At 57.3% G+C, this 6,670-nt stretch carries 5 protein-coding genes; 4 read left to right on the forward strand and 1 reads right to left on the reverse strand.

The annotated features are described in order from the left end of the window. The first annotated feature begins 30 nt into the window (after positions 1 to 30). The 4 genes from PH558_RS33250 (at position 31) to PH558_RS33265 (ending at position 5,717) form a co-directional block, all read left to right on the forward strand. Positions 31 to 1,014 carry an NAD(P)-dependent oxidoreductase gene (locus tag PH558_RS33250; RefSeq protein WP_285208467.1) on the forward strand — a complete coding sequence of 328 codons (984 nt, stop codon included), beginning with the start codon at positions 31 to 33 and terminating at the stop codon, positions 1,012 to 1,014. After that, positions 1,011 to 1,703 (forward strand): RraA family protein, encoded by a 693-nt coding sequence (locus tag PH558_RS33255; protein ID WP_285208468.1) that lies wholly within the window; start codon positions 1,011 to 1,013, stop codon positions 1,701 to 1,703. The genes PH558_RS33250 and PH558_RS33255 overlap by 4 nt, the downstream gene beginning before the upstream one ends. Continuing rightward, entirely contained in the window at positions 1,691 to 4,273 is a 2,583-nt protein-coding gene (gene acnA / locus PH558_RS33260) for an aconitate hydratase AcnA (RefSeq protein ID WP_483314222.1), read from the forward strand. Before PH558_RS33255 ends, acnA begins: the two co-directional genes overlap by 13 nt. A gap of 124 nt (positions 4,274 to 4,397) precedes the next feature. Continuing rightward, complete coding sequence (locus PH558_RS33265) at positions 4,398 to 5,717, forward strand: MFS transporter (protein ID WP_285208470.1); 1,320 nt, start codon at positions 4,398 to 4,400, stop codon at positions 5,715 to 5,717. Positions 5,718 to 6,411: 694 nt separating this feature from the next. On the opposite strand, the gene PH558_RS33270 is transcribed toward PH558_RS33265, so the two are convergent. Next, on the reverse strand, positions 6,412 to 6,670 hold a 259-nt coding region (locus tag PH558_RS33270), incomplete at its 5' end, for a helix-turn-helix domain-containing protein (RefSeq protein ID WP_285208471.1).

Here is a 6,670-nt window from a genome sequence, read left to right on the forward strand (position 1 = left end):
ATTTTGAAGAAACAAAAGAAGGATTGAGCCATGTCGGCAACGATCTTAGTCACCGCACCCACCCTCGCGGACGCGGGCTTGGATGTCCTTCGTGCCGAAGGTTGCCGAGTGATCTTTACCAGCATGCAGGGCGGGACCGACGAAATGCTTCAGCATCTCAGGCGAGAGGACGTAGATGGCGTAATTTCCCGCACACTGCCTTTCGATAAAGAAGCGTTCGCCGCCGCCGGATCGGCTCTCAAAGTCATCTCGCGCCATGGGGTTGGCTTCGACAACGTTGATGTGGCGATGGCCACTGAACGCGGAGTTCCTGTCCTGATCGCGCCAGCGGCCAACGGGCAGTCGGTAGCCGAACTGACGATGGCGCTGATGCTGGCTGCTGCCAGACGAGTGACGGTTCAAAACGCTGCGATCCGGGCTGGTAAGTGGGATCGTAGTGGCAGCGGGCTTCAATTGGGAGCTAAGACCCTCGGCCTGATTGGTTTTGGTGGCATTGGCAAAGCGGTGGCTCGAGCAGCGCTCGGGTTTGGCATGCGGGTGATTGCTTTCGATCCGCTCGCAAAGACAGAGCCCGGTCTATCGGTCGAAATTGTCGATAGCCTCGAGCACCTATTACGCCGCAGTCAGTTCTTGTCGCTTCATATTCCGCTCAACGAAGAAACTCGTCATCTGATCGGCACCACGGAGATCGCCGCACTTCCACAGGGCGCGGTGATCGTGAACACGTCTCGCGGTGGATTGATCGACGAAGATGCGCTGGTCGCCGGACTGGAAAGCGGTCACCTATTCGGTGTGGGTCTCGACACCTTTGCGTTTGAGCCGCTTCCGGCGTCTCACCCGCTTTGCAGCCGCCCCGATACCGTCCTCACGGCCCACATGGGTGGCTCGACGGATGCTGCCCTCGCGGCCACCGCTCAGTTAGCGGCGCAGCACGCATTAGCAATCATCCACGGCCGACCGTTCGACGAGGTGGCATGCTTAAATCCTGGTGCATTGAAGAGGGCCTTCCGATGACTGAAGCTAAACCGTGGCCGCCGGGCTACAAAGTCAATCCACGGGTCACGACGCTGGCCCCGGCCTTGGTCGCCGCCTTCAAAGGGGTTCCGGCCGCTCACGCAAGCGACAGCATGGGCCGCACCGTAGGCGCCGTCGGTCTGCAATTATATCATGCAGATCTGTCCCTGATCGTGGCCGGGCCCGCCATCACTGTCCGGGTGAGGCCGGGAGACAACCTGATGATCCACCAAGCCATTGCGATGGCACAGCCTGGCGATGTGATCGTCATCGATGGCGGTGGCGACGTCAGCCAAGCTCTGATCGGCGGTCTCGTCAGGACGTCTGCCATGAAAAAGGGGGTTGCTGCCTTCGTCGTAGACGGCGCTGTGCGCGATCTTGCCGAATGGGCGGAAGGGGGTATCGCCTGTTATGCCCGCGGCCACACTCACAGGGGTCCTAGCAAGGACGGTCCAGGCGAAGTCAATGTTCCGATCGCGTGCGGCGGAATGGCGGTTTCGCCAGGCGACCTTATCATCTGCGATGCTGACGGCGTGCTGGCGGTGCCAGCTGCGGACGCTGAAACCCTGCTTCCTCGTGCGAAAGCGCATGCCAAGCGTGAGGAAGAAATCCGCGCCGCAAATGCAGCGGGCACTACCGATCCCGAACGGTTTAACAATCTGCTTCGTTCGAAAGGATGTCCGGTGTGAGCTTGTCATCGAAGCAGTTCGCAGTCTCTCTTGCTGATGGCGGGCCGTCGTTTGTGTCTTTGTCCAAGGCTGAGCAAGACGGGATAGGTTGCTTTCACGATCTGCCCGTAAGCCTTATGATTCTCGCCGAAGACGCACTGCGCCACGGCGAGTTGGATCTGGCGGCGGCGATCAGCAAAAAGGATCGCTCACGAACCATCCATTTTCGCCCGTCGCGCATTCTCATGCAGGATAGCTCGGGCATACCTGTTCTAGCCGACCTGGCAGCACTAAGAGATGCGGCGCCGGATCCCAGGTCAGTCGAACCTCTGATCCCGGTTGATCTGGTTGTGGATCATTCGGTTGAGGTCGATCACTTCGGCACGTCCAACGCGCTAGCGGAAAATCTTGCTATCGAGTTCAAGCGGAACCGCGAGCGATATCGGTTCCTGCGGTGGGCGCAGCAGGCCTTCCATGCGCTTCGCGTGGTTCCACCCGGACGCGGTATTTGCCATCAGATAAATCTCGAAGTGCTTGCAAATGTCGTCAGCGTGATTAACGGGATTGCGCGTCCCGACACCATGCTTGGTACCGACAGTCACAGCACGATGGTAAATGCGCTTGGCGTTTTGGGGTGGGGAGTCGGCGGCATCGAAGCGCTGTCGGCAATGCTGGGACGGTCGGTCGCATTGAGAATCCCCAAAGTAGTCGGTGTTCGACTGCTCAATCGTCTCCCCCCTGGGAGCACCGCTACCGACTTGGCGTTAGCGTTGACAGCCTTTCTTCGAAAGCTTGGGGTCGTCGAAAAGATTGTCGAATTTCATGGTCCTGGGCTCCGTAGCCTGCGTCTTTCCGATCGCGCTACCATCGCCAATATGGCCCCCGAATACGGCGCCACCATGGGTTTCTTTCCGATCGACGATGAGGTTTTGGCGTATCTGCGGCTTACGGCTCGAAGTGCGGAGCATATCCAACTGGTCGATGCCTATTCCCGGGCACAGGGTCTCCGCCAAAGCGAAACGAGACGCCGTTTCGATCAGACGGTCGACTTTGATCTCGCGACCGTCGAGCCAAGCGTTGCGGGACCATCGCGCCCGAACCAGACAATGGGGTTGTCGGCGGTGCCATCCTCGCTCCCTCAGGGATCGGGCGATTATGATCCAGACGGGTTCATTCGCAACGGCGATATTGCGATCGCTGCGATCACCAGCTGTACAAACACCGCCAATACGGATGCCATGCTGCGTGCAGGCTTGTTGGCCCGAGCGGCGCGACAACGAGGCTTGAAGCCGCCAGCGTGGGTCAAAACATCCCTATCCCCGGGCTCGCAAGCCACAAGCGAATATCTGCGGGAGCTGGGATTGCTCGACGATCTAGCCGCAGTCGGATTTGATTTAGTCGGCTATGGCTGTATGACCTGCATGGGCAACTCCGGGCCGCTATCACCGGACATTGAGGCTACTATACGTCGAAAGGGATTGTCGGTAGCGGCCATCCTCTCCGGCAATCGCAATTTCGAAGGCCGAGTCCATCCGTTGTGTCAATCGTCGTATTTGGCATCGCCACCGCTGGTCGTCGCCTACGCAATCGCAGGCAACATGCGCCAAGACCTTTCGAGTGAGCCACTCGGAACAGATCGCGAAGGGCGTCGGGTCATGCTTGCGGACATATGGCCGAGCGACGAGGCCGTCGCAGCTGCTGCCGCTTGCCTGTCACCCGACGTCTATACAGCGAGCGCAAAAGATGTCTTTGACGGAGAGAAGGCTTGGACCTCGGTAGAAGCTCCGACGGCACCAATCTATCACTGGGAGCCTGAAAGCCAATTCATACGCCGGCCGCCATTTGCGAACGGACCGGTGGCAGCGCCCCTAATCAAGCAAGACATCTTGGGCGCAAGAATACTTGCCTTGCTCGGGGATAACGTCACCACTGACCATATTTCACCGGTGTCCCGCATCTTACCGCAATACGAAGCCGGGAAATGGCTCGTTGCACAGGGCGTATCGGCAGATGATCTGCAGTCGTATAGCGCGCGACGCGTGAACCATGATGTCATGGCGCGCGGCACCTTCGCAAATCCAAGGCTTCGCAATCGCTTAGCAGGGGGTGAAGAGGGTGGATTCACGAGACTGTCTCCCGACGGCAAGCTTGTGACGATTCATGATGCAGCCGACACCCTGAGAGCCTGCGGGACCCCTATGGTGATTATCGCCGGCCGGGATTACGGCGCGGGGTCTGCGCGGGACTGGGCGGCAAAGGGCACGCGCATCCTCGGGATTTCGGCGGTCATTGCAGAAGGGTTCGAACGTATTCACAGGTCGAACCTTGTCGCCCTGGGCGTATTGCCCTTGCAGTTTCCAGAGGGGGCCGGCGCCGCGTCGCTTGGTCTCGACGGATTCGAGACCATCGATTTCAAAGGTCTCAAGGACCTGCGGCCGGGCGGTCAAGTTTCGGCGCTATTTTATCGTAACGGGGAGCTGCTTGTCGAGCTCGATCTTCTTTGCCGCATCGAAACGGAGGAGGAAGCAGCAGACCTAAGAGGCGGAGGCGTTCTGCCCAGCGTACTGCAAAGCTTTGTTGAGACAGGCTGAGCAAATAGACAATCACCACGCCAGAATTTCGTAAGGGAGGAATCATCAATGCGTAATTTCAAACGATGGGCCTGGTCACAGGCTCTACTAAATCGGCGTGTCATCCTCATCCGGGAGCAATGACATGTCCACTACGCAGCCTATTGCATCCGTATCCAAGGCGCTCCCTCGTGCGCGCTGGTTCAGGATCCTGCCCCCATGCGTCATCATTTATATCATAGCTTACATGGACCGGGTCAACATCGGTTTTGCGATGGCTTCGGGCATGAACAAGGAACTCGGCATTTCGAGCACAAGCGCCGGTCTAGCCGCTGGCATTTTCTTTTGGGGCTATCTGGTATTGCAAATCCCAGGCGGCCATATCGCTGAACATCGAAGCGCCAAGAAATTCATTGCGGTCACCATATTGGCTTGGGGCGTGATATCGTTCCTAACAGGCTTTGTGCAAAACAATTGGCAGCTTTATGCAATGCGGTTTCTGCTCGGTGTTGCAGAAGGCGGGGTATATCCGGCAATTCTGGTCGTCGTTGGAAAGTGGTTTCCGCGCAGCGAGATTGGTAAAGCCAATGCTCTTTTCTTGATCAGTCTTCCCCTATCCGCCGTATTGACGAACCCCATTTCTGGCTTCATCGTCGATGCATATGGATGGCGAGCCTTGTTTTTCTTCGAGGGCGTAGTCTCACTTGCCCTGCTCTTGATCTGGTGGCCGTTGACCAGCGATGATCCAGCTGATGCGGAATGGCTCTCGAGCGAAGAGCGTGATTGTCTTCAGGAGGCCCTTGCTCAGGATCGTGCGGCGAAGGAAGCCAATTTTCTGAAGGCCGATGGTTCGAGCAAGGGCACTTACCGGCAACTTCTGCGCGACAAGAACCTATGGATCATGTCCTTTATATTTTGCTGCTTCCTAACCGGATCATATGGTTATCTCATATGGCTGCCGACGCTGTTGAAAGAGCTGATGAAGACCAGTCTAAGTTCTGTGGGATGGCTGAGTGTTCCACCACTGACCGCGGCTGTTATCGGACTTTACTTATTTGGCGCTTTGTCAGACCGAAAGGGCAACCGTCGAGGCTGGTGCGCCATAGCCCTGGCTGGATTTGGAATAGCTTTTGGACTGGCGGCGCTGATACCGGATCTCAAATGGATTTCGTTCACATTGATCGTGATTACAGGATTTCTTTCGAAAGCCAACTCGGGGCCATATTGGTCAATGCCGGCTATCATTTTCCCGCGTGGTGTTGCAGGTGGAGCGCGAGGCATCATCAATGGGCTTGGAAATCTCGGAGGGTTCATCGGGCCATTACTGGTGGGCTGGCTGACAACGTTCACTGGAACAACAAGTGCGGGTATCTATGCCTTGGCGATTATTCTCGTTGTCGGAGGACTGAGTTGCTGGATGCTACCAGACTCCACGGCTTGCGATACTGATCAGCAAAATACCTGACAGTTGTCCTGGGATACGCCCGAGCGCAAAGAGGTGTCTTCAAGGCCAGCACGAGGTTAACATGTCGACGCGCACCTGTCGCCTCACGCCACCTTCGCCCCGGACAATGCGACGCGAAACTTCCGCATCATCGCAGACAATTGCCTCTGAGCGGTGGTTCTGCCTCAGCTAGTCGGGAAAATTACACGCATGGCATCCAATGTCGGCGTCGATGCGTCCCACATACAGACGACCTTATCAGTGAGCTTGCGGACGAGTCCATCGATGCGGTCATCGGCAATTGGCCGCATCCGCCAGATTGGGGACATCCGCGTGCCAGATGGTGCCCTGGCTGTCGAAGCATATCCTGTCCGGCGGTCCAGGAAGTTCTTCCCAGATCCTTCGGTTCGAATGGCACCCGTCATCATATTGCCGGCGGGTTTCAGGCGTCGATCACATGCATTCGATTGCCTGTCGAAGGCATTTGATGTTGTTCCTCACTGGTTAACCATTGACGATGTCTTCGATGACAGATTGGAAATGCTCCGTGGAGGTCGCGCAGGGGTAATCCCCATTAGCTTCGATTATGGCAGCGATCGGTCATTGGGTTTGATGGTTCTTGAATCACGCGCGCCAAAGCCTACAGAGGGCGGGGGGACGGAGGGCACGCGGACGGCTCGAGCGGTGATGGAGCCCCGTGAGTTGCGAATTCAGATCAGACAGACCTTAGCATTTTTGGCGCTGCATGGCGTAGTTGTGTTGGAGATTGCCCAAACGTCTTCCGGAACAGTCTGGCGAAGTGAGATGCACTGTCAAACCCCACTTCAAGCGCAATTTCGATCAGCGGAGCCTCTGTCTGAAGAACCAACTGCCTAGCGCGCTCCATGCGAATGCGCGTGTAGACGGCCCCTGGTGGGGCCTTCATTTCTTCCATGAACAGACGTTCGAGCTGTCGCCGGGACAGGCCAACGGAG

It is taken from the genome of Rhizobium pantanalense, assembly GCF_030182525.1.
GTDB lineage: Bacteria > Pseudomonadota > Alphaproteobacteria > Rhizobiales > Rhizobiaceae > Rhizobium.